Genomic DNA, 22,804 nt, shown 5'->3' with positions numbered 1-22,804 from the left:
ACCGATAGGCCGCCCCGCTGGGGCTGGTCTGCTTACACCACAAGTTGCGCGTTAATTACTTAGTGCAAGGCGGAACCTGATGAGTTACCTAGGCTAGCCTTAACAGCGTTTGCTTTAGCCCCGAGAAGACGAACCTAGGTATCATCAATCAAGAGGATAAAGCAACTATTTTCATCCAAAGAGCAGCCCGCGTAAACCAGTCGCTTGAGTCGCCGTATAGCACAACACTACGTCTGTACTTCGGCCCAAGCTCCTCGTTATTATGTTCTTCCCGCGTGTTGTCGTTGTCGCAAGCTTGCTTTTCGCGGTTGGTGCTTGTTCGCCCGACGCGAGCAAACGCGACCCGGTAGCCGATGCCAAGTTTCAGAATGAAAAGCGCATTGGAGAGGAAGATATCACCAAAAAGCAGGAGCACGACGCCGAGTTCATGGTCAATAGTGCCGTGAATGGCTCCTTGGAGCTAGAGTTGAGCAAGCTAGCGCAGCAGAAAGCTACGACGCCGGCCGTTAAGGATTTGGCAATGCGCTTGGTGCAGCAACACGCCGAGATGAGCAATGCGCTGAAGTCGTTGGCTGACCGCAAAAGCATTGTGCTGCCCACAAGCTTGGGCAAAGAGCAGCAAGAGCAAGTACAGAAGCTTGCCGGCCTCACGGGCACTCCGTTCGATAAGCAATATTTGGATGCGCTCGTGGAGGCGCACAAAGACGACGTGGATAGCTTCGACGACATGAGCGAAGATGCCTACGACGGCGATATTCGCGGGTTTGCCGCCAAATACCTGCCCGGGTTGAAAGAACACCTCGAGGCCGCTAAGCAGGCGCAGGACCAAGTAAAAGATCTTCCATAACACCTTTTCCGTTCTCCACTTTCCAAGCTATGAAACTTCGTATTCTTCCTCTGTTCGCCTTTGTTGCCTTAACATTTGCCAGCTGCAACAATGCCGAAAAGCGCACCGACGGTACTGCCGGTGAAGCCGTGAGCAACATGGATTCAGCGGCCGCTGATGGTGGCGTGAAGGCCGACGCCGTGGTGATTGACAACAACGCTGGTCCCACCGTATCAGCCAACGCCGACTCGGCCGCCACAGCGGACAGCACGGCGGCTAAGTAACCTAGGTTTTGTTTAGCAGCGCCTGTTCATGAGCGTCCTGTTTACTGCAGCAGCATTGCGGGGCACTGTCACACATTTACCCCGGTGAAAATCAGGGCACTATGCTATAAGACCAACCTAGGTTACGCAGCTTCTACTGTTCTATTACCCGAACCAAAACCCTTCCTTGCTATGAAACACATCACCCTAAGCCTGCTCTGCGCAGGCCTGCTGGCTACTACCGCCTGTAGCACTGCCAGCGATAACGAAAACACCAACAACAAAACCGACTCGGAAGTAGCAGGTGGCAACGCCGGCGACAACGCCATGAACTCGGCCACGCTCGGCGACTCAGCTGCGGCTGCGCCTGTTGCCGATTCGGCAGGTTCGGCGGATAATGCCCGCACAGGCCCGGCCGGTATCACGGGTTCCTCACTGGACGACAAACAGTTTATGGTGAAAGCCGATCAAGGCGGCCACAATGAAATTGGTCTCAGCAAGCTAGCATTGGAAAAAGGCGTGACCGGCGAAGCCAAAGCCTACGCTACCAAGATGATAGCCGATCATACCAAAGCTGGCAATGAGTTGAAGCCGATTGCGCAGAAAAAAGGCGTCACGCTGACCGGCGACATGGATGCTGCCCACAAAGAGATTCGTGACCGACTGAGCAAAATGTCGGGCAAGCAGTTCGAGCAAGCCTATATGGGCCAAATGGTGACCGACCACGTAGAGACGGTAGCCCTGCTCCAAGGCGAGATCCAGGGTGGGCAGGATCCGGAGGCGAAAGCCTGGGCGCAGAAAACGCTGCCCGTCGTGCAGCAGCACACCGACATGGCCAAGAAAGACAGCGGCATGAAAATGTAAGCTAGGTTTGCAGCCAAACACAAAAGCCGCCGCGGTACTTCCGCGGCGGCTTTTTGCTTAAAAGGCCCGATTGCTTTCCCGCATTCGGGCCTTTTCTACTCATGATAGAAAGTAAGCCAAGGGTTTTCTAATCAGCGTACTTGCTGGTCTTCAGCTCTTCAGCCAGGAACTTACCCGTGTAGCCTTTGCCGGCTTTAGCTACCTGCTCGGGCGTGCCCTGCGCCACAATGCTGCCGCCGGCCGCACCGCCTTCCGGCCCGATATCAATGATGTGGTCGGCCACCTTAATCAGGTCGAGGTTGTGCTCGATGATGAGGACCGTATTGCCCTTGTCAACCAGCTTTTGCAGCACGTCGGCCAAGTGGTTGATGTCCTCGAAGTGCAGGCCCGTCGTGGGCTCGTCGAGGATATAGAAGGTCTTGCCGGTGTCCTTCTTGCCGAGCTCCGTCGCTAGCTTCACGCGCTGGGCCTCACCGCCCGAAAGCGTCGTGGCCTGTTGACCCAGGGTCAGGTAACCTAGGCCTACTTCGTTCAGCACCTGAATCTTGCGCAAAATCCTGGGTTGATTCTCGAAGTATTCCACGGCTTTTTCCACCGTCATATCGAGCACGTCGGTGATGCTCTTGCCCTTGAAGCGCACTTCCAGCGTTTCGCGGTTGTAGCGGCGGCCTTTGCAGGTTTCGCAGGGCACGTGCACGTCGGGCAGGAAGTTCATTTCGATGGTGCGCATGCCGGCGCCTTCGCAGGTTTCGCAGCGGCCACCCTTCACGTTGAAGGAGAAGCGGCCGGGTCCGTAGCCGCGAATCTTGGCCTCGGGCAAGGAAGCAAACAGGCTGCGAATTTCGGTGAATACGCCCGTGTACGTGGCCGGGTTGGAGCGCGGCGTGCGCCCGATCGGCGACTGATCTACCTCGATTACCTTGTCAATCAGCTCCAGCCCTTCAATGCTGCCGTACGGCAGCGGGTCGCGCTTGGCGTTGAAGAAGTGCTGATTCAGAATCGGATACAGCGTATCGTGGATGAGCGACGACTTGCCCGAGCCCGAAACACCCGTCACGGCAACGAGTTTACCCAGCGGGAACTTGGCCGTCACATTCTTGAGGTTGTGCCCTTTGGCGCCTTTCAGCACTAAGTCCTTGCCTTCGCCTTTCCGCTTCTGGCGGCGCAGCTCGATGTGCTTCTGCCCGCTCAGGTACTGCGACGTGAGGCTGCCCGACTCGAAAATGTCGGTCGGCGAACCTTCGGCCACAATGCTGCCGCCGTGAATGCCCGCGCCCGGACCAATGTCGAGTACGTAGTCGGCGTTCATGATCATGTCCTTGTCGTGCTCCACCACAATCACCGAGTTGCCGATGTCGCGCAGGTGCTGTAAGGCCTTGATCAGACGCTCGTTGTCGCGTTGGTGCAGACCAATGCTAGGTTCATCCATGATGTAGAGCACGCCCACGAGCTGGGTACCAATCTGGGTAGCCAAGCGAATACGCTGGCTTTCGCCGCCGCTGAGCGTGCGCACCGAGCGGTGCAGGTCGAGGTACTCCAGACCTACTTCCAGCAGGAAGCCAATGCGCTTACGGATTTCCTTCAGCAGCTCTTTGCCGATAATGTTCTGACGATCAGTGAGTCGGCTTTCCAATCCTTCAAACCAGGAAGCCAGCTCCTTGATGTCCATCACCGACAGCTCGCCGATGTGCTTGCTGTCGATTTTGAAGTGCAGCGACTCCTTTTTGAGGCGGTAACCGTGGCACTCAGAACACTCTTTGGACTGGGTGTACTGCTGAATCCACTCCCGGATGTTGTCGGAATCCGAGTCCATCTGGCGGCGCAGAAAGGGAATAATACCTTCGAATGGCTCCGAATAGCTAGCTTTTTTCGGGTCTGCATCTTCGTCTTCCTCAATGCCGTGCAGCAGCCGCTGAATCAACTCGTCGGGTAGCTTGTCGAGGGGCGTACTTAGGCTGAGCTTCTGCTTTTTGAGGATGAGCTGAAGTTGCTGAAAAATCCAGATGTCGCGGTACTCGCCCAGCGGTGCAATACCACCACGACTGATACTCAGCTTCTTATCCGGCATCACCGAATCTTCCGTGATTTCCTGCACCTCGCCCAGGCCGTTGCACACCGGGCAGGCGCCGTAAGGCGAGTTGAAGCTGAACGTGTTCGGCGCGGGGTCGTCGTAGGCAATGCCGGTAGTCGGGTCCATGAGGAAACGCGAGAAGAACTGCGTCTTGTTGGAATCCGAGTCGAGCACCAGCATGGTGCCTTTGCCGTGCGTCAGGGCATTCTGCACCGAGCCCGACAGGCGATGCCGGTCTTCCTCTTTCGTCACCAGCCGGTCAATCACGATTTCAATGTCGTGAATCTTGTAGCGGTCGACCTGCATCTTGGGCGTGAGGTCGAGCAGTTCACCATCCACGCGCACTTTGGTGAAACCTAGCTTGGCCACCTGCTGGAACAGCTCGCGGTAATGTCCTTTACGACCTTTCACCACGGGCGCCAGCACCACCAGCTTGCGGTCCTTGAAGTGCTTGAGGATGTAGTTGATAATCTGGTCGTCGCTCTGCCGGATCATCTTCTCGCCAGTGGCGTAGCTGAAGGCCTCGGCCGTGCGGGCGTAGAGCAGACGCAGGAAGTCGTAAATCTCGGTGATGGTGCCCACCGTCGACCTAGGATTGCGTGAGGTCGTTTTCTGCTCAATGCTGATAACCGGCGACAGGCCTTCGATTTTATCAACATCGGGCCGTTCGAGCCCGCCCATAAAGGAGCGCGCGTACGCCGAAAAGGTCTCCATGTAGCGGCGCTGACCTTCGGCGTAAATGGTATCGAACGCCAACGACGACTTGCCCGAGCCCGAGATGCCCGTGAACACGACCAGCTTGCCGCGCGGAATCTGGACGGATACGTTTTTCAGGTTGTGCTCCCGGGCGCCGTATACTTCGATGAAGGGCGCGTCGGTGGCGGGGTTAAGTTGCGAATGCGTGAGGGTATCGGTTGTAGCAGCCGCCGTTAGTTCGGCTTCGGCCGTAATGGCCTGCGAAAACGGCGAAACGGTGTCGGCGGTAGTAGCCGGGGAAGTTTTCTTAGCCATGCAAAGCGGTAGAGGAATTCTGCGAAGGTAGGGCAGATGAAGTACAACATGGAACTACTCCTATTTGTCCCCAGTACGTTAAAAGTTCCTGTGCCAGCTTATCTTTGAACAACCTGCTTTTAGGGGTGAAGTCCTGTTTGATAGAATAGCCAATAAATAAGCAATTGCTTTCTTTGGTAGACCTAGGTTCAGCATCAAGCAGCGTACCCTTCTGAATTTTGTATTCTTCTTCTGTTTTGTCTGGCCGTTGGCAAACTAATTTGCTGGTCTTTCTGCTGGCTTTATCGGTGTTGGCGAGCAATGCCTACGTGTGGCTCGTCAACTACGTACCCCTGGGCGACGTGAGCCGCTACCAACTCATGGCTCTAGGGCACCACGACCAAGTGCCCGCCGTGCATCGCTACCGCGTGGTGGTGCCGTTGCTGGCTAGGTTGGTGGCCGAAGTACTGCGCAGCCTCCGTGCTTTGTTCGGTCCTAACGCTCCTTCGCTGCCCCTAGGCTTTTCCTTTTACCTGGTTAATACCTTTCTGCTGGCTTTGAGTGGCCTGCTGATTTATCGCACTGCCCGTGTGAGTGGCGCATCAGCCGGGCCGGCGCTGCTCGGCATGGTGGCCGTGCTGAGTAGCGGATTGGTCACTTTCGTAGCCGGCTCAGCTTTAGCAGATAGTCTGCCTATCTTGGTCGTAGCACTGTGGCTCTACGCCTTGGCGGCGCGTACAGGCGGCTGGCTGCTGCTCGGTATCATCTGCTCTCTGGTAGCCAAAGAGCAGCTAGCCCTAATGCTGCCAGTGGTCCTCTTTTATGGCAGTTTTCTGTCGTGGCCGCGCCGCCTGGGGGCAGTAGTGCTGGCCGGCGGGCTGTTGCTGGCCGTGCACTATGTCGTGAATGTCTATTATCCGCTGCCGGGCGGCAATGATCAGGCGGAGGTGCTGCCTGTGCTGCTGAGCCACGTGCAGCACCACCTGCTGGCCTCACTGGAGTTTCTGGCTTCGTTGGATGGTATTATTTCATTGCTGCTGCCCTTCGGCGGCTTCAACCTGTTGTTCGTCTGTGGCTTTATGGGCGGAAAGGCCGCTATCCGAACGTGGAGCCGCCGCTTGCCACCCGGCAGCGCCGCAATGGTTGGCTGCGTTTGCCTGTTCATGCTACTATCCAGCGACATAAGCCGAATGCTACTCTTCGCTGGTCCTGTGTTCGGGGTTGCCGTAGCACTTATTGTCGAGTATCATCCTTGGTCGTGCGCCTTATGGCGGCGCCTGGCTGCTCCACTCAGGTAAGTAGGATTTTTTGTACTACTATACAAATCCTTCGTAATAGCTTTACTCCAATCAGCTCCTCTATTTAGCTCTTCCTACGCATGAAGAACCGTTTTTCAGCTTTCGCTCTACCTGGCCTGCTGGCTTTGTCTCTGATGAGCGCGCCCGCCTACGCCCAGCAAGTCAACATCAATATCAACAGTCCCTCCTGGGGGCCGGCAGCGCCGGCCGGCTCCCAGTATTACTACATTCCGGAGCTAGGTGGCTACTACGACCTGCGCGACCAATACTACGTTGTGGAGCGCAAGGGAAAGTGGCAGCGCGTGCGCACCATTCCGGGCTACTCTCCCAGCTCCTTTCACCCCATCGTGATTGACTACCGCGGCAATGAGCCCTGGATTCAGCTAGATCGGCACCGGCAGCTTTACCCGGCTAGCTTACCACCCGGCCAGGTGAAGCGCCTGGAGAATGGGAAAGGATTACCGCCCGGCCAAGCCAAAAAGCTCTATGGTCGCGGCAGCGCTGGTCATGGCAATGGGCACGGTAAGCACTAATCCAGGCAGCATCACGAACAGACCCAAACGTCTTACGTATGGCGAGTAACTGATCTTCTTCCCACCTCAGCCTCAAGCCCATGTCCGCTTACACGCCCATCAGCTGCTCTTTCTACGACGAGCTGGAAGCGCTTGCCACCAAGCACCAGCCCTGCACGTTGGTTTACCGCACCGAGCCCGACACGCCGCCTATCACCTATCAAGGCGTTATCAAAGACCTTTATATCCGTGATAAAGTGGAATACCTGCAACTAACCGACGGCTTTGAGCTGCGGCTGGATGCGCTCTTGTCGGTTGATAATAAAGAGCTGCGCAACTACTGCTAGCCCACGACCTAGGTTCTACAAACAAAAAAGCGGCTCCGTGCGGGGCCGCTTTTTGTTTGTAGAACCTAGGTTAAAGACCGGAAGGCCAATGCCTAAAACTCTGCGTTCTTGGGGAAGCGCGGGAAGGGAATTACGTCCCGAATGTTGCCCATGCCCGTCACGAATAGCACCAGCCGCTCGAAACCCAGGCCGAAGCCCGCGTGCGGCGCCGAGCCAAAACGGCGCAGATCGAGGTACCACCACAGCTCTTCTTCCGGCACGTTCATCTGCTGCATGCGGGTGCGCAGCTTCTCCAGATCTTCTTCGCGCTGCGAGCCACCGATAATTTCGCCGATGCCGGGAAACAGCACGTCCATGGCGCGCACGGTGCGGTTGTCATCGTTCAGCTTCATGTAAAACGCCTTGATATCCTTGGGGTAATCGGTCAGGATAACGGGCTTCTTGAAGTGTTTTTCTACCAGGTAGCGCTCATGCTCACTCTGCAAATCGGTGCCCCAATCGACGGGAAACTCGAACTTCTTCTTGGCCGTTTTCAGAATCTCAACGGCTTCGGTGTAGGTCAGGCGCTGGAAGTCGTTGTCGACCACAAACTGCAAGCGACCTAGCAGCTCCTTGTCGTACTGGTCGTTGAGGAACTGAAGGTCATCCGGGCACTTTTCCAGGGCGTAGCGCACGAGGTACTTCAGGAAATCCTCGGCCAGCTCCATGTTGTCCTGAAGATCGTAGAATGCCATTTCCGGCTCGATCATCCAGAACTCGGCCAGGTGCCGAGCCGTGTTGGAGTTTTCAGCCCGGAACGTAGGGCCAAACGTGTACACCTTACCTAGGGCGAGGGCCGCAATTTCGCCTTCCAGCTGACCCGATACCGTGAGATTGGTCTGCTTGCCAAAGAAATCTTCCGTGTAGTCCACATCGCCGCTTGCCGTACGGGGCGGATGGTCGGCGGGCAGCGTCGTCACCCGAAACATCTGGCCGGCGCCTTCTGCGTCGGAACCCGTGATAATGGGCGTGTGGATATAATAAAAACCGTGGTCGTTAAAGTATTGATGGACGGCAAAAGCCAGCGCGTGGCGCAGGCGCAGCACCGCCCCAAAGGTGTTGGTGCGGGGGCGTAGGTGCGCGATTTCGCGTAGAAATTCAAGTGAGTGTCCCTTCTTCTGCAACGGATATTGCTCCGGATCGGCTTTGCCTAGTACCTGAATCTCAACGGCTTGCACCTCCACCGCTTGTCCTTTCCCCTGGGAAGCGACCAGCTGACCACGTACCGAGACGCAAGCGCCCGTGGCTACGTCTTTCAGGGTTTCTTCCGGAAATTTCTCCGCATCGGCTACAACCTGAAGATTGTGGATCGTGGAGCCGTCGTTCACGGCGATGAACTGCACGTATTTATTGCCCCGGCGGGTGCGGACCCAGCCTTTCACCACTACTTCCCGCTCCAGCTCCTGACTTCGGAGCAGATCCTGTACGCTCGACCTTCTGACGGACATTGTACTAATCTTTAATGATTAACTTATAAGAAGCAAAGGTAGGAGTTTTAAAAAGCCAAGAAACATAGAAATTACCCTACATTTTGACCAACTTTTTTATCTTAACTGAAGTACAGGAAAAGCTATCTTTGAGCTACGGCCGTTTCATCTTGGCGGAATTATAGGCGTTTTTAATTATGCAACGACTTGACATGAAGCAGCTTCTCTCGCAGAAGCTGTCTCCGCAACAAATACAATTTATCAAGCTTCTTCAGATTCCGACGGCGGAGCTGGAGACGCGTATCAAGGAAGAACTAGAGCTGAACCCGGCGCTGGAAGAAGGCGACGAGAATGATGACCTGGAAGAACAGGAACGCGACGATTCGGACGACGACGATGATTATGACGACCCGGATTCGGAGTTTGACAATGACGACAACACGCTGGACGAAGACTTTGACGACCGCAGCGAGGAGCAGCCCGAAATCGATTTATCCGCCAAGGACGATGACACCAGCAGCAGCAAGGACAACGACGAGCTGGACCTAGGTGACTATTTGAACGACGATGAGATAGCCGGCTACAAGATGCAGGGCGACGGCCCCGGCGACTCCGACGACGACCGCGAAATGCCCCTCGCCGACACCAGCGGCTCGCTGATTGACAGCCTGATGGACCAGCTCAGTTTTGCCGGGCTCGACGAGAAGCAGTCGGCCATTGGGCGCCAGCTGATCGGCTCCATCGATAACGACGGCTACATCCGGCGCGATTTGTCGGCCATTGCCAACGACCTAGCTTTTTCGCAGAACATTGAAGCGGCGCCCGGCGAGATTGAGGGCGTGCTGCACGTCGTGCAAAGCTTTGATCCGGCCGGCATCGGGGCCCGCGACCTGCGCGAGTGCCTGCTGTTGCAGCTGGAGCGCCGGCCGCAGGATGAGATTACGGAAGCCGCCGAGCGCATCCTGCTGGAGTGCTACGATGAGTTCACCAAGAAACATTACCCGCGCATTCAGCAAAAGCTAGACTTAGAAGATGACGAGCTGAAGGAGGCTATTGCCCTGATCCTGAAGCTGAACCCTAAGCCCGGTGGCACCGGCCCGGTTGGCCTGGGTAAGGTGCAGTACATCATTCCCGACTTCATCCTGACCAACGACAACGGGGTGCTTAACCTCACGCTGAACTCGCGCAATGCACCTGACTTGCGCGTAGCGCCCGCCTACACGGAGATGTTCCAGGCCTACGACAAGGCCTCGAAGAAGGACAAGAAGATGAAGGAGGCCGTCACCTTCGTGAAGCAGAAGCTGGATGCGGCCCGTTGGTTTATCGATGCTATCCGGCAGCGCCAGCAAACGCTGCTGCGCACCATGGATGCCATCGTGCGCTACCAGCGCGAGTTCTTCCTGGAAGGCGACGAGAGCAAGCTTCGCCCGATGATTCTCAAGGACATAGCCCAGGAAATCAACATGGATATCTCGACTGTGAGCCGGGTTGCCAACAGCAAATCGGTGCAAACGGAATTCGGGATTTATCCGCTGAAGTACTTCTTCTCCGAGGGCATTGCCACCGACTCGGGCGAGGACGCCTCGTCGCGGGAAGTGAAGCACATTCTGAAAGAAATCATTGATGGCGAAAGCAAAGGCCGGCCTCTTTCCGACGATAAGCTCGAAAAGATGCTCAACGCCCGCGGCTACAACATCGCCCGCCGCACGGTGGCCAAGTACCGCGAGCAATTGAACATCCCGGTGGCGCGCCTCCGCCGGGAACTCTAGGGCACAGATTAATAAGTTCATTGTTAGAAAGCTAGCTTTCCTTTTCAATACGAAGGGAAGCTAGCTTTTTGCATTTACAATCTGTTGGGTAAGCGACCAACCTAGGTTTAGCAACGACGAAATTTGGCGCAGGTGCCGTAGGAACGCGCCACGGCGCGTTCGTCGTTGAACGATGCCGAACGCGCCTATCGTGGACACGTCGCCCGTACGAGAACGCGCCGTGGCGCGTTCCTGCTGAGCTTCGACCTCCGCCAAAAATTTTATTCAACTGATAAATACCTATTCATAGAAAATCATAGGATTTAAGTTATTAAATTTGTGAAGATTTATTGGCAATCCGTATAACCTGCTTCGCTTCGGCGAGTTAAACTAACGTCTAAGGGTATTATTTTTACTAGCCTGCTTCTGCCTGCGTCACCTGTGTCTCGCCCATTCGCGATGGCCTTATCGGCGGCTTTTCATCCGCTGCTGGTTCCCTCGTACCTATTCTATATCGTTTGCTATCAGTTACCTGGCGTGATTCTGTGGCCGCTGATGCCCGACCGCTGGCTGGTGCTAGGTATTGTGTTTGCGTTTACGTTCCTGCTGCCTTCGCTGGGCACGGGCGTGCTTTACTGGCTGGGTCAGATCGAAACCATCACGCTGGCCGAGCGACAGCAACGGCCATTGCCATTTCTATTGGCGGCCATCAGCTTCGGGGTTGCTACTCTCCTGCTCTACCGGCAAGGCGCGGCCGTCGATCCGTTGTTGGGCCAAATGATGATGGGCATGACGGTAGCCGTTTTCCTTACGTTTCTGATTTCACTGCGCTGGAAAATCAGCGCCCATGCGGTAGGCGTTGGTGGGGCCGTCGGGTTCCTTTCCGTATTGCAAATGAGTGCTTTATCGGGCGAGTCGGGCGTCTGGTGGCTGGTGGCAATTATTCTGCTGGCTGGCGCCGTGATGAGCGCCCGGCTAGCGCTGAATGCCCACACGCCGGGCCAAGTGTGGGCCGGCCTCACGCTGGGCGTAAGTGTAGTGCTGGGCTTCGGCCTAGGTTTGGCTATTGGCTAGATTGTTCATTTCCTGCTGCACCAGCGCCTGCACGGTTGGCAGGTCGTAGTCAGCTTCGCTTTGAATGTGCGGCATCAGGCGCTGCATAATCTGATCCTGGCGCTGGCCGTTGGCCCAGGCCTCGGCGTAAGGCGTGTGCGAAAACGTCACCTGCGTGTAGAGCGGCATCCACTGGTCGGGGTACTGCGCCGAAATCCGGCTTTCAATCTTCTTCCGCAGCAGGAAACGCGGATCGGCTACCCGGTCGCGCATCTCCTCGAAGTTGTACACGGCCAGATCGGCCATAGCGTCAGCATTGGGCTTGCGCTGGCGCTGAAACTCCTGGAAGACCGTTTGCCAGTCGGTGCCGTGCTGATCGAGCAATTCGTCGAGCACCGTGCAGTCTTCAAAGCCCGCGTTCATGCCCTGTCCGTAGAACGGCACGATAGCGTGGGAGGCATCGCCAAGCAACAGCACTTCGTCGGCCAACGACCATGGGAAGCAGCGAATCGTGACCAAGGAGCTGGTTGGGTTCCGGAAGAAATCTTCTTCTAAATCAGACATTAACGGCAACGCATCAGCAAATACTTCGGCAAAGAAAGCACGCACCTGTGGCCCGGTTTGCAGTGCGGTAAACGACTGCGGGCCTTCGTAGGGGAAGAACAGCGTACAGTTGAACGAGCCATCGAGGTTGGGCAGCGCAATCATCATGTACTGGCCGCGAGGCCAGATGTGCAGGGCATTCTTCTCGATCTGCCACGCGCCGCCGGGGCCCGCCTCAATGGTCAATTCCTTGTAGCCGTAGTTCAGGTAGTGCTGAGAGTAGTCGAACCGATCGGTTTTTTGCAGCACACTGCGCACCGCCGAATAAGCGCCATCGGCCCCGAACAAGTGCCGGAACGACCGGACTTGCTCCTGCCCGGTGGTCGTGTCGCGCAGCACCAGCTGCCGGTTACGCAGATCCACAACCTGACACTGTTGATTGAAAGCCAGGCTAATGTGTGGGTTGGCTTCCGCCAGATCGAGCAGCACGCGGTTCAGGCCGTTGCGCGACACCGAATAAATGGCCTGGTTTTCCTTGCCATACGGCTGATACGTGAGCTTGCCCTGCTGGTCGTGCATCACGCGCTGATACATCGGGATGGCCACCGAGCGCACTTGCTCGCCAATGCCGACGCCTTCCAGCGCCCGCCAGCCCCGGTCCGACAAAGCTAGGTTGATGGAGCGCCCTTCGGTGGTGCCCGTTTGCCGCGGGTCGGCGCGCCGCTCGTACACTTCCACCGGGTAGTTCCGCCGCGCCAGATACAACGCGGCCAGCGCTCCGACGAGTCCGCCACCCATCACCGTGAGGGTTTCAGGTTGGGAAGAAACTACAGAATCGGGAAAGGAAGAAGCACTGGACATAAGGAAGCTAGATCAGGACGAAAAACAGAAAAACGCTCGCAATTCACTTATTAGCTGAACAGAAGCACTTTATTAAACCGGAAAAAGACACGATTGGTCGTGAGAACCACCTAGGTTGATCGTAATGCGGCTACGGTATAGAAGTTGAGAAGCTAGGTTTGTCATTATAGTATGAAAGTATTGAATTAAGTAAATACTATGTTCCGCTCCCGCTTTGCCTCCGCCACCCGCTTCTACAAATTGTTCATGCGTCCGAGAAGAATCAGTATACGCCGCAAAAAGCTTGTTGCTGCTGAGCCCGGCGCGGCTACTTCGGCACCGGCGTTTGTCCCGTGCTCCGCAGTAGAAACTACCGCTCGCCCGCTGAGTGTCACCTTGCTGAGAATAGGCGATTACCTCCTCGGTGAGCCTGACTGCCCTACGCTCTACGGCCATCCTGAAATTCGGTATTAGCACTGATCATCAGGCACATCGCACCTAGCTTGTCAGGATGCGGCGAAAGGTAAGGTTAAGCCGCGGCGCAACGACCCGCGCCGTTTTGGGTACCGCGTGGAGCCAGTGCTGCTGCGTAGTTCCGCGCATGAGCAGCAGACTGCCAGAGGTGAGCGGCAACGTAAAAGGCTGCTGGCTAGCCTGCTCAGAGCTGCGCGGCTTGAACCGAAAATTGCGTACTGCTCCCAGGCTCACAGACGCAATAATGGGCACCGGGCCTAGCTCTGGCTCATCATCGGCGTGCCAGCCCATGCTATCCTGCCCGGTTCGGTAGAGGTTGAGCAGCACGCTGTTGAAGAGCGTGCCAGCGGCCGCTTCTACCAGCTGGCGCAAGCGCTGCAAAGCGGGCGTCCAGGGTTGCGGGGCTAGCTTCAGACCAGAGTACTGGTAATGCGCGGCCTGGTCGCCGTGCCAGGCCGTCAGGCGCGGCTGCATCACTTCTTTGCCGAAGAGCCGAATGGGCTCTTGTCGCCACGAAATCGTCTGGGTCAGCTCCCTGAGTAGCGACTCGGCCGCAGTTGGCGTCAGAAAAGCAGGGTCGAGCAACACATCCGCATCAGGCAGCGGCAACGGCACAAGCGACATTAGGAGAGCTGAAAGAGAAAACGCCGGGCACAGCAGGCCGGGCAGCTTGGTTGAATGAAGTGGGATGAAGCTAGGCACCTAGCTTTTCAACGGTTGCGCCTGACCTTAATGCATTGGCAAAGAACCCATCAGCTTACTTAGCTGCTGCGCTGCCAGCACCAGCAGCCCAATTTTGAGAACTGCGCAAATAGCAAAAGGGATGAGCCAGTTACGCGTCTGATACGTGTAGGTGCGCACGTAGCGCGGCCAGAACCAGAAGATGTAGGCAATAATGGCGGGCAGGTCAAACAAGCTTAACAGCCAGGTACTCATGCCATAGCGCTGCACCAGCCAGCTCAACGCCAACATGCCGCCCACGAAATACAGGAGTACAAACAGCACCAGGCGGACCAGCCCGCCCGTACGCCCCAACTGGCGCAGATTCAGGCCCAGCAGCACGCCGCCCGCCAGCATCGAGAATAGCACCGAAAACCAGGTAATCGTGATGGGCGAGTACAGGCGCGGCCCCGTTTCCTCGGCTTCCACCACTTCGGTGCTCTCGTACAACGTACCAATACGCTGATCCTCAGCGTCGAGCCGAACCTGCTGCTCGCGCACTCCCGCTTCCAGCTTCGGCCGGAGTTGCGCGGCGTCGGGGTGCGGGTGTCCCCGGCGGGCCAGCTCATCGAGGGCCGCTAACACGGCATCGTCGCGGTATTCGGCGCGGCTACCAATGTAGCGCTCCAGCTCCGCGTCCGTTTTGCGGGTCATTTTTTCCGCATAATCTTCAGTCATGGCAGTAGGTCAGCGGGCTAACAAGTAAGTGAGTAGGAAGGTATTTACGTAAAACCTGCCTAAATCACCGATAATTCAGTGTGTAACTATTCGGCCTTTGTAGCCCATTGGGCCAGCACCTCGCCCGCCCGCTGCACATCCTGGTACGAATTGTAAAGCGGTACCGGCGCCAACCGGATGACGTTGGGCTCGCGCCAGTCGGCCACAATGCCTGCGGCGGCCAGGTGGTCGAAGAGCTGCCGACCATTCTGGTGCACCAGCAACGACAGCTGGCAGCCCCGCGCCGCCGGCTCCGACGGCGTAATAATCTCCAGCCGCTCGGCCGGGAGCTGCAACCGCCGGATCAGAAACTCCAGATAGGCCGTAAGCTGCTCGCTTTTGCGGCGCAGCGCGCTCATGCCGCCGGCTTCTTCTACCAACGCTAGGGCGGCGCGGTGAATAGCCATCGGAAAAATCTGCCCGTTGGAAAGCTGCCAGCCGGCCGCGCCGGGCATCGGCTTAAAGCCTTTTTTCATCTGAAAGCGCTCGGCGGGGTCGTGTCCCCACCAGCCGGCAAGGCGCGGTAAATCAAACTGATAGGCGAATCGCTCGTGCACAAACACGCCCGACGTGCCCCCAGGACCCGAGTTCAGATACTTGTAGGTACACCAGCAGGCAAAGTCCACATCCCAGTCGTGCAGGTGCAGCTCGATGTTGCCGGCCGCGTGGGCCAGGTCGAACCCCACAGTAGCACCCACCGCGTGCCCGGCCTTCGTAATTGTCTGCATATCAAACACCTGCCCGGTGTAGTAGTTGATGCCCCCCAGCAGCACCGTGGCCAGCGAGTCACCTAGCTCCTGAATCTTGGCCTCAATATCCTCGGTGCGCAGCGTGTGCTCCCCCGACCTAGGTACCAGCTCCACAATGGCATCATCGGGGGCAAAGCCGTGCAGCTTTACCTGCGACTCCAGCGCGTACTGATCGGAGGGAAACGCGCCGCCTTCCATCAGCACCTTGTAGCGCGTGGCCGTAGGCCGGTAGAAGGATAGCAGCAGCAGGTGCAGGTTGGTGGTCAGGTTGTTCATCACCACCACTTCCAGCGGCTTGGCTCCTACCACGCGGGCCGTGGCGGGGGCCAGCGTTTCGTGATAGTGCATCCAGGGCGAGGTGCCATGAAAATGCCCCTCCACTGCCCGCTGCTCCCACGCCTCAAACTCCTGCTCCACAGCTGCGCGGGCCGCTTTCGGCAGCAAGCCCAACGAGTTGCCGCACAAGTAGATACTCTCACCTCCGTTCGGGCCGGGCGGAATATGAAAACGGCTGCGGAAGTTCCGCAGCGGGTCCTGAGCGTCGAGCGAAGCGGCGAAGTCGGGCGTAGGTTGGAAGGTCATAGGAGGTAAAGATAGGCAACTGGGCGGAGTCATGTCCGTCCGGCGCCCACCTATCGGCCAGTAGGCTAGGTTCCGCAGACCTAGCTTTCACGCATTTCGCTTTGGTTACGACGGAACAGGCGCTGGTGGCGCCATCACCGTGCCGCAGTTCTGACAGGTGCGCTTCTCCTCCGATTGCCAGAATCGGTTCATGATAGGTGGCAGTTGCGCAACGATGTCGGTTATCTCGGCGTATTCTTCGTAGAGCTTGTGGCCGCAGTTTTCGCAGAACCACAGAAAACCATCCTGCTCACCGGGCTGCCGGTAGCGCTCCAGCACCAAGCCCACGGTGCCGGCAGGTCGGCGCGGCGAGTGCGGCACGCCGCCGGGCAGCAGAAACATCTCCCCCGCCCGGATTGGTATGTCGACCGGCTGCCCGTCCTCAATAATCTTGACAACGATGTCGCCCTCTATCTGCAAGAACAGCTCCTCACCTTCGTCGTAGTGGTAATCTTTCCGGGTATTCGGCCCGCCAACTACCATCACGATAAAATCCTTGTTGTCTTTGAAAACCTGCTGATTACCAACAGGTGGCTTGAGCAGATGACGGTGTTCATCAATCCACTGCTGAAAGTTAAATGGACGGGCAACGGGCATATAACAAAAGGTTAACAGAGCCAAAAAAGTAGCCCTAAGCTAGTCTAAAATCGAAAAAACAGCTGCTCCGACTCACAGACCTAGTCTGCTTGCGCAGCGGCAAGCAACGCCACGGCTATGTAGCAACAAGCCTGATTACGCCACTACCACCAGAAAGTACCTGAAATTAACAGATGCGTTATAATGATATAGTTAGCTTGTATTCAGCCGTCGTATGTATGTTTACTTCCGCTTGAAGTATTTTTGCCTGTAAACTTCCTTTGGCCGTGCAGCCTTCTCTTTTTTCCCCCTCTTCTCTCGTTGGTCAGCGGGCCTTAGTTGGCGGCAGTACGCAAGGCATTGGCCGGGCCGTAGCCGAGGTACTCGCTCAGATGGGAGCCACCATCACGCTGTTGGCCCGCAACGAAGACCGCTTGCGGCAAGTAGCAACTGAGCTGCCGGTTGTGGCTAATCAAGCTCACGATTTCATCGTTGCGGATTTCTCGACGTCTGCCGCCGTAGCCAGCCAGGTAAACGCCTACTTAGAAAGGCATCCGGCATGCTTCGATATTCTGATCAATAATACCGGCGGGCCAGCCGGCGGACCTATCCTACAAGCATCGCCGGAGGCTTTTCGGGCGGCTTTCGAGCAGCACGTAGTGTGCAACCAGGTACTAGCCCAAGCGGTAGTACCGGCTATGCAAACCCGGCGCTATGGCCGTATTATCAACATCATCAGCACGTCGGTGAAGCAGCCGCTTCCAGACCTAGGTGTCTCTAATACCGTGCGGGCGGCGGTGGCTAACTGGGCCAAAACATTGGCTAATGAAGTAGCCGCACTAGGTATTACCGTCAATAATGTGCTGCCTGGCGCTACCGTCACGCAGCGGCACACGTCCCTGATCGAGCAGCGCGCCGCCAAAACGGGGCAATCGGTAGCTACTATTGAAGAAAACCTACTCAAGCTCATTCCCGTTCAGCGCTTCGGCCAATCAGAGGAAGTGGCGGCGGCCGTGGCTTTCCTCGCTTCTCCGGCAGCAGGCTACATCACGGGCATCAACGTACCCGTTGATGGCGGCCGGACTGGCAATCTGTAACTTACGCGTAATCAGCCTCCTAACTAATTTGCATTTTGGTAAAGTTCGACAAGCTCTCTATCATCATCCCAGTTTACAACGAAGCGCGCACCATCCACCAGATTCTGGATGTACTGCGCGAGCTTGAGCTGGTAAATAATATTCAGAAAGAGATTATTCTGGTTAATGACTGCTCTTCCGACAACTCGGCAGAGGTAATCACCGCCTACATAGCCCGCCACCCGGAGATGGGAATGCGCCTTCTTCAGCACGCCGTCAACCAGGGCAAAGGTGCCGCCCTGCATACCGGCATTCGTGAAGCAACCGGCGACTACGTCATCATTCAGGATGCCGACCTGGAGTATGATCCGGAAGAGTACAACATCATGTGCAAACCAGTACTCAAAGGGTTTGCGGATGTCGTATTTGGCTCGCGCTTTATGGGCGGCAATCCGCACCGGATTCTGTTCTTCTGGCACAGCATCGGCAATAACATCCTGACCTTCCTGTCCAACATGTTCACCGACCTGAACCTGACGGATATGGAGACTTGCTACAAGCTCTTCCGCCGCGACATTATTCAGGGGCTGAAGCTGGAAGAAAAGCGCTTTGGCTTCGAGCCGGAAGTGACGGCCAAAGTAGCCAAAGTACCCAATGCCCGCATCTATGAAGTTGGCATCAGCTACTACGGCCGCACGTACGCGGAAGGCAAAAAGATTGGCTGGCGCGACGGGTTCCGGGCTATCTACTGCATCGTGAAATATGGTTTATTTCAGGCCTAACCTAGGTCCTGAAACAAGTCAGTCGTACGCTAGCGGTGTCGCAGCACCGTCACGGTAAGGTTATCGATGAGAACGGGCTGAGTTGAGCCATTCTGAAACGCGTACACCGACACCTCATCGTCGGGTTGCGCATCGGCTGATACCTTGCTGAAAAACTGCACCTCATCCCACACCTTTGGCGTGCCGCCATACACCGTCGACACTTCCCCTACCTTGTTCATCAGGCGCATACCTTTCCACTTATAGGTCTGGCCGTTGCGCTTGAATTCAATAACCAAGCTAGGCATCTGATTGATGTCCCAGGCTTTATCCGGAAAGAATGCCTGCGCGCGGGCCTCAATCCAGTCGCCGGGCTGCACTTGCAGGTCGCCTAGTCGCTGGCGGTACGTAGGGCTGTAGGGATGTTGCGCGTCTACCTGAAATACAGGTGCTACCAACGCAAAGTCGTTGGTGACGCCCGCGGCTGACTCCTGGCTGAAGTTATTGAAGTAAACTACTTCCGACACGTAGCGCGAGCGGTCCGGATCGGCTTCGTTCGTATCAAACTTGGTCAGGTCGGCTTTGGTGAGGTGCGTTTTGCCGAGAATGGCGAAGTAGTAGCGCCGGGTCATGTGCTCGGGCATAAAAATGCCTTCCTGCCGCTGCCAAAGCTGAAAACCATTTAGAGCAGTGAGTAGTATCAGCACACTGGCTGTAAGCACGCGCACGGCCACGCCCCGCCGGAATAAGGTCTGCAAACAGAACCCTAGCGGCAGACTGAGCAGTGGGTAGGTCTGCACCATGGTCCGGGAGCCAAAGCTATCCATGTACCACCAGCACCACCAGCTGTAGGCGATGTAGACGTGCAGGCTTAGGTACAGAGTGACCAGCCAGAACCAGTCGCGGCGATGACGCCACAAAACGAACAAGCCGACCAAGGCAAACACCATCACCGGCGTGTAGGTCAGCCAGCCGTTGTCGAAGCTCAACAAGCCGGGGTACAGCTTCGGATGCAGGAAGTCGAAACTCTCCCCTGGGTACGAGTCGTACGTCCAGTGCCCCGAGGTATGATGCCAGTAAAGCAGCTGAGGCACCATAATCACGAACACGCCCAGGCCAAAGCAAATAACTTGCAGCCTGTTTGCCCACAATAGCTGAATCCGAGCCTGCAAGTCAGCCCGCGATGCTACGCCCAGCAGCAGTGGCACCAGCAGAATAATCACCTCCGTGGGGCGGATCAGGACAGCTAACCCAATGGTCAGGGACAAGCCCAGGATGTAGCGCAACCTAGGTCGCTGAAGCCAGTAATGGGCTAGCAGCAGCGTAGCCGTGTGCAGCACAAAGAGGAAGTTGTGCGAATACAGGCTTTTGAAGACGGCATAACATAGGTAGTTTGTGGTGCAGTACACCACCACGAGCAATAGCGCCGTGAGGGCATCGCCGAAATAAAGCAGCAGCAGCCGGCGCAATAGAACCAATCCTAGCAGCGCATAGACCAGCCCGGCGGTGTAAGCAGCCAGCTGGTAAGGCAGCGAGTACCCATCAGCTGGGTAAGCCGACGAGAGATACTTCGTGTAGATATGAGCGGCGGCAAAGAAAGGAGCATACAGAATGGATAAACCCATCGTGTATTTGATGACGTAACGATCCGGCTCCGTTCGGGCCCGTGACACTTCGTAGTTGCCCAGCGGATGCGCCGGGTTGCCGCGGTTTGTCAGATCATATTTGTCCAGAATCGGGGTTACAAAACCTAGCCCCGCTATATCGTGATAAACAAAAGTCGCGGGCAGATAGAGGTAGTAGCCAAACACGTCGTACTTCGTGACACGCAGATCGGCCCAGCTGTCTACCGCTACAAACATGCGCAGCAGCACGGCCATCACCAGCCCCATGCTGAACAGTGAAAGCGGCGCCCGCAGTCGCACTGTGGGCGTTGGCAAAGATGTCGGTAGCGAATAAGAACCCAGCATTCCGTAAGTAGAGTAAGCCGTCGGCAATCAATAAGGTTGGTAGCAAGCTAATTAGGCCAAGAAAACCTAGCTATTCTTCGTTCAGAATCATCAGGTCGTCAATGTAAGCCGGCTGTATGCTGCTGCCCCGCCACAAATACACCTTTAGCACGTCGCTGTAAGCTGCTTCAGCGGGCAGGCTCACCGTCTTCTCTACCTGCACCCACAGATTATAGTGCTTGGCCTCCTTTGCCAGCTCCAGGCCCTCCCACAGCAATTGCTTATTAGTACCCGCCTGCTTCAGCTCCGTCACCAGGAAAGGCGTCGCCTTACTGTTCGACAGGTTCACCCAGGCTTTGATTTTCAACTTCTTAGGAATACGCGCCGCTACTTTACCCAACTGCTTGCTGTACCCGGTGCTGAACTCGATAGCAGGATCTACCTTCGCCGAGTATTTCCCCGAGTGGGCCTGCTCCGTCGTGAGCGAAGCTAGGTATTGGTCGCTGCCCATCCACCCATCCAGTTCTTCGAAGCTATTGTGCGTGATAAGGTTAGCAGGCAATTGCGTTTGCTTTTCGGCGCAGGCTGCCACTCCTGCCGTCAGCAGGAGATAGAGCAGTTTTCTCATACGATTTGGGTGATAAACTTTACTTTTGAACGTAGACTAATGCTTGTTCCGCAATTTATGTAGTCAACTACTTTATTCGGAATATCGACAAAACACGTCGTTTTCCTGCTTCTAAGCGTGCTACCTCATTCTGGTACGGGTAAGGCTCGGGGTGCCAGCGGTAAGTGGTCATGAAGTAGTCGGCCTTTTCAGGCTCAGCCACAAACTTGATTCGCTCAGCAGCATACTCATCCAGCATCCAGCGGTTCAGCTCGACACTACCTTCCATGGGAGCATTCACATAGATCACCGGGCGGTCGTCGTGCTTCGTAATCCATTCCAGGCCCCATCGGTAGCTTAGCGACCAGTAGTCCATTTCGAACTTTTGCTCAAGATGCCGGCCTGGAAGGAAGTTGAAATAAACTTGCTGTTGCGGATGGAGCCAGGCTATTTGGGCGGCAGTAGTCACGATTGACAAAACCAGCAGGCTGCGCATCAGCTTCGGCCAGTACGTGGCCCACTGACCCTGTGGCTTCCAGCGAAACAAGGCTACCAGGCCCCGCATAGCCACCAGCAAGAACGTAGGATAAATAAAGTAGAGCTGGCGCCAGCCATCATACAGCACCGACCGCAACACGACTACCGCCAACAGGGGCGCCAGTGTGAGCCCCAGGAACAGCAGATCCTGCCACTCCTCGTCGGAACCATAAAGCACTCGCCAACCACGACGTTTCAGCTCGCGCCAGATGCAGATTACGCCTGTAATGAAGGCAACTACATATAGCACAGGCGTGGTTATAAAAATCCAGATGAGTGCATAGTGCCAGGGTAGGCTTGCTGCCGACACCATCCGGCCCATATACAACACCTGACCACCCCACCGAAACTTAGCCATCTTGTGAAAAGCATCGAGGAAGTTTTGCAACGGCGCATCCCAGAGGTAAGGCCAGAACCCGACGACCAACGCGGGTAGTAGCATCAGGTAGAAGCCAGCACCGATAGCTAACCGCCCGGTTCCGTACTGCTGGTACTCGCCGCGGATGGTTCGCAGGGCGAGCATTGCTATTGTGGCCAGGGGTAAGAGCACCCCCATAATGCGCACGTCGATAGTGATGGCGCACGCCAGGGCATGCCACAAGGCGCGCCCAAGCGTGGGGCGCTCAATGAAGCGTACGGCGGTGTTGGTACCTATCGCGAAGAGCGCCATAAAGACGGCATCTTTGTCGTTATAGAAAAACTCGGCGAACAAGCGCGGACTCAGCACCAAGAACAGTGCACCTAGCAATCCTAGCCGCCAGTTTTTAAATCGGCGGGCCACCAGCTGATACACAGCCCCTACACCCCCCATGCACACCAAGAATGTGCAGAGATGCCTGAACCAAAAAATGGATCGTTGGCTCTCCAAGCCGAGCAGCCGCTCGAAGAACGAGACCGGCATCTCGAAGGCTACGCCATAATCCCGGTCATAATAATCACGCAGGTCGTACTGCTGATAGTAGGCAAATGCCTGCTCATCTCGCTGCACGAACTCCGGCCAAAACATATCGCACACGTGCTTCAGCGACAGCATCCCATTGTGCCGGCTTTGGTTCTCATCAACCGACAACCCGTAATCACGCACTAGCAATAGTCCGACAAGCAGTAGCAGGCTAAAGAAAGCTATTACGATGGGACGCCGCCAACGGTCGGCAGCAGAAACTGTATAATCGATCATAGTGTCGTTTACTGTTCTG

At 56.3% G+C, this 22,804-nt stretch carries 20 protein-coding genes; 10 read left to right on the top strand and 10 right to left on the bottom strand.

Annotation, left to right across the window (positions count from 1 at the left end):
- The first annotated feature begins 262 nt into the window (after nt 1-262).
- The 3 genes from IEX74_RS07435 (at nt 263) to IEX74_RS07425 (ending at nt 1,953) form a co-directional block, all read left to right on the top strand.
- Nucleotides 263-847: a DUF4142 domain-containing protein gene (locus IEX74_RS07435; RefSeq protein ID WP_188812654.1), complete on the top strand. Its 585-nt coding sequence runs from the start codon at nt 263-265 to the stop codon at nt 845-847.
- Nucleotides 848-876: 29 nt separating this feature from the next.
- Nucleotides 877-1,110: an entericidin gene (locus IEX74_RS07430; protein WP_188812652.1), complete on the top strand. Its 234-nt coding sequence runs from the start codon at nt 877-879 to the stop codon at nt 1,108-1,110.
- 171 nt (nt 1,111-1,281) lie between these two features.
- Nucleotides 1,282-1,953 (top strand): DUF4142 domain-containing protein, encoded by a 672-nt coding sequence (locus IEX74_RS07425; protein ID WP_188812651.1) that lies wholly within the window; start codon nt 1,282-1,284, stop codon nt 1,951-1,953.
- A gap of 127 nt (nt 1,954-2,080) precedes the next feature.
- Here IEX74_RS07425 and uvrA read toward each other — a convergent pair whose 3' ends face one another.
- Complete coding sequence (uvrA, locus tag IEX74_RS07420; protein WP_188812649.1) at nt 2,081-5,035, bottom strand: excinuclease ABC subunit UvrA; 2,955 nt, start codon at nt 5,033-5,035, stop codon at nt 2,081-2,083.
- A 236-nt stretch (nt 5,036-5,271) separates the two neighbouring features.
- Here uvrA and IEX74_RS07415 point away from each other — a divergent pair, with 236 nt between their 5' ends.
- The 3 genes from IEX74_RS07415 to IEX74_RS07405 all read left to right on the top strand — a co-directional run bounded on the left by IEX74_RS07415 (nt 5,272) and on the right by IEX74_RS07405 (nt 7,171).
- Nucleotides 5,272-6,312, top strand: a complete 1,041-nt coding sequence (locus tag IEX74_RS07415) for a glycosyltransferase family protein (RefSeq protein WP_188812647.1) — start codon at nt 5,272-5,274, stop codon at nt 6,310-6,312.
- Between the two features lie 80 nt (nt 6,313-6,392).
- Nucleotides 6,393-6,845: a hypothetical protein gene (locus IEX74_RS07410; protein ID WP_188812645.1), complete on the top strand. Its 453-nt coding sequence runs from the start codon at nt 6,393-6,395 to the stop codon at nt 6,843-6,845.
- An 80-nt stretch (nt 6,846-6,925) separates the two neighbouring features.
- Complete coding sequence (locus IEX74_RS07405; protein ID WP_188812643.1) at nt 6,926-7,171, top strand: hypothetical protein; 246 nt, start codon at nt 6,926-6,928, stop codon at nt 7,169-7,171.
- A gap of 92 nt (nt 7,172-7,263) precedes the next feature.
- On the opposite strand, the gene asnS is transcribed toward IEX74_RS07405, so the two are convergent.
- Nucleotides 7,264-8,658, bottom strand: coding sequence for an asparagine--tRNA ligase (gene asnS, locus IEX74_RS07400; protein ID WP_188812642.1), 1,395 nt, complete (start codon nt 8,656-8,658; stop codon nt 7,264-7,266).
- Between the two features lie 176 nt (nt 8,659-8,834).
- On the opposite strand from asnS, the gene rpoN reads away from it, so the two are divergent.
- Both rpoN and IEX74_RS07390 read left to right on the top strand, forming a co-directional pair.
- Nucleotides 8,835-10,406 carry an RNA polymerase factor sigma-54 gene (gene rpoN / locus IEX74_RS07395; RefSeq protein WP_188812640.1) on the top strand — a complete coding sequence of 524 codons (1,572 nt, stop codon included), beginning with the start codon at nt 8,835-8,837 and terminating at the stop codon, nt 10,404-10,406.
- A gap of 420 nt (nt 10,407-10,826) precedes the next feature.
- The gene (locus IEX74_RS07390) at nt 10,827-11,459 is read left to right on the top strand and encodes a hypothetical protein (protein ID WP_188812637.1); all 633 of its coding nucleotides are present in this window, start codon (nt 10,827-10,829) and stop codon (nt 11,457-11,459) included.
- On the opposite strand, the gene IEX74_RS07385 is transcribed toward IEX74_RS07390, so the two are convergent.
- The 5 genes from IEX74_RS07385 to IEX74_RS07365 form a co-directional block, all read right to left on the bottom strand.
- Nucleotides 11,439-12,842, bottom strand: a complete 1,404-nt coding sequence (locus IEX74_RS07385; protein WP_188812634.1) for an FAD-dependent oxidoreductase — start codon at nt 12,840-12,842, stop codon at nt 11,439-11,441. The two genes, IEX74_RS07390 and IEX74_RS07385, sit on opposite strands and share 21 nt — an antisense overlap.
- 477 nt (nt 12,843-13,319) lie before the next feature.
- Complete coding sequence (locus IEX74_RS07380; protein WP_188812632.1) at nt 13,320-13,919, bottom strand: alpha-ketoglutarate-dependent dioxygenase AlkB family protein; 600 nt, start codon at nt 13,917-13,919, stop codon at nt 13,320-13,322.
- Between the two features lie 105 nt (nt 13,920-14,024).
- Nucleotides 14,025-14,693, bottom strand: a complete 669-nt coding sequence (locus IEX74_RS07375) for a hypothetical protein (RefSeq protein ID WP_188812630.1) — start codon at nt 14,691-14,693, stop codon at nt 14,025-14,027.
- 86 nt (nt 14,694-14,779) lie between these two features.
- Nucleotides 14,780-16,063 (bottom strand): kynureninase, encoded by a 1,284-nt coding sequence (gene kynU / locus IEX74_RS07370; protein WP_188812628.1) that lies wholly within the window; start codon nt 16,061-16,063, stop codon nt 14,780-14,782.
- Nucleotides 16,064-16,168: 105 nt separating this feature from the next.
- The gene (locus IEX74_RS07365) at nt 16,169-16,699 is read right to left on the bottom strand and encodes a 3-hydroxyanthranilate 3,4-dioxygenase (RefSeq protein WP_188812626.1); all 531 of its coding nucleotides are present in this window, start codon (nt 16,697-16,699) and stop codon (nt 16,169-16,171) included.
- Nucleotides 16,700-16,965: 266 nt separating this feature from the next.
- Between IEX74_RS07365 and IEX74_RS07360 the strand changes: the two genes are divergently transcribed.
- Nucleotides 16,966-17,775, top strand: coding sequence for an SDR family oxidoreductase (locus IEX74_RS07360; protein ID WP_188812624.1), 810 nt, complete (start codon nt 16,966-16,968; stop codon nt 17,773-17,775).
- A gap of 35 nt (nt 17,776-17,810) precedes the next feature.
- Nucleotides 17,811-18,536: a glycosyltransferase family 2 protein gene (locus IEX74_RS07355; RefSeq protein ID WP_188812622.1), complete on the top strand. Its 726-nt coding sequence runs from the start codon at nt 17,811-17,813 to the stop codon at nt 18,534-18,536.
- 29 nt (nt 18,537-18,565) lie between these two features.
- Here IEX74_RS07355 and IEX74_RS07350 read toward each other — a convergent pair whose 3' ends face one another.
- The 3 genes from IEX74_RS07350 to IEX74_RS07340 form a co-directional block, all read right to left on the bottom strand.
- A complete protein-coding gene (locus IEX74_RS07350) occupies nt 18,566-20,455 on the bottom strand; it encodes a hypothetical protein (protein ID WP_188812620.1) in 1,890 nt (629 codons plus the stop codon).
- A 100-nt stretch (nt 20,456-20,555) separates the two neighbouring features.
- The gene (locus IEX74_RS07345; RefSeq protein WP_188812618.1) at nt 20,556-21,092 is read right to left on the bottom strand and encodes a carbohydrate binding domain-containing protein; all 537 of its coding nucleotides are present in this window, start codon (nt 21,090-21,092) and stop codon (nt 20,556-20,558) included.
- Between the two features lie 67 nt (nt 21,093-21,159).
- Nucleotides 21,160-22,785, bottom strand: a complete 1,626-nt coding sequence (locus IEX74_RS07340; RefSeq protein WP_188812615.1) for a glycosyltransferase family protein — start codon at nt 22,783-22,785, stop codon at nt 21,160-21,162.
- Between the last annotated feature and the right edge of the window lie 19 nt (nt 22,786-22,804).

It is taken from the genome of Hymenobacter cavernae (assembly GCF_014641455.1).
Lineage (GTDB): Bacteria > Bacteroidota > Bacteroidia > Cytophagales > Hymenobacteraceae > Hymenobacter > Hymenobacter cavernae.
This window is presented reverse-complemented; position numbering and strand designations above follow the sequence as displayed.